Source organism: Trichormus sp. NMC-1 (assembly GCF_001858025.1).
Lineage (GTDB): Bacteria > Cyanobacteriota > Cyanobacteriia > Cyanobacteriales > Nostocaceae > Anabaena.
The window spans coordinates 1-774 of record NZ_LZQD01000051.1; the positions used below are offsets into that span (position 1 = coordinate 1).

Below are 774 nucleotides of genomic sequence, written 5' to 3' on the forward strand. Positions count from 1 at the left end.
TCATGCTATCAGATTCCCAAGTATCAATACTATTAACACAACAGCATCTAGTAGAAAAACTGCCAGAACATCAAACTAGCATAGTTTGTTTAGATAGTGATTGGGAGCAGATCAGAAAAATACCAGTACAACAAATAGAAAAAACAGTTAAAGCTCAGAACATAGCCTATATAATTTATACATCTGGGTCAACAGGTAAACCTAAAGGTGTTCTCATTGCCCACCATAACATCATCCGGTTATTTGCAACAACTCAAGACAGGTTTAAATTTAACCAGAAAGATGTTTGGAGTCTATTTCACTCCTACGCTTTCGACTTTTCCGTGTGGGAAATTTGGGGTGCGCTCTTATATGGAGGTAGTCTAGTAATTATCCCTTATGATGTCAGTCGCTCACCAGAACAATTTTATAACCTATTATCTCAAGAAAAAATAACAGTCCTGAATCAAACCCCATCAGCATTTCAGCAACTGATTCAACTAGAAACATCTTTAAATCATCACAGGAACTTAAGCTTACGCTTGGTAATTTTTGGTGGAGAATCGCTTAATATTCAAAGCTTAAAACCTTGGTTTGACAGACATGGGGATAAATTTCCCCAATTAGTTAATATGTACGGAATTACAGAAACCACCGTTCATGTTACCTATCGTCCCATCAATATAATTGATATTGATTCTTCATCAAACGTTATTGGTTGTGCAATTCCAGATTTACAGCTTTATATATTAAATTCTCATCTGCAACCAGTACCTATTGGTATTGCTGGAGAAA

1 protein-coding gene is annotated in these 774 nt (G+C 35.8%); it reads left to right on the forward strand.

The window, feature by feature from the left end:
- On the forward strand, nt 1–774 hold a 774-nt coding region (locus A9Y75_RS25865), incomplete at both ends, for an AMP-binding protein (protein WP_143046522.1).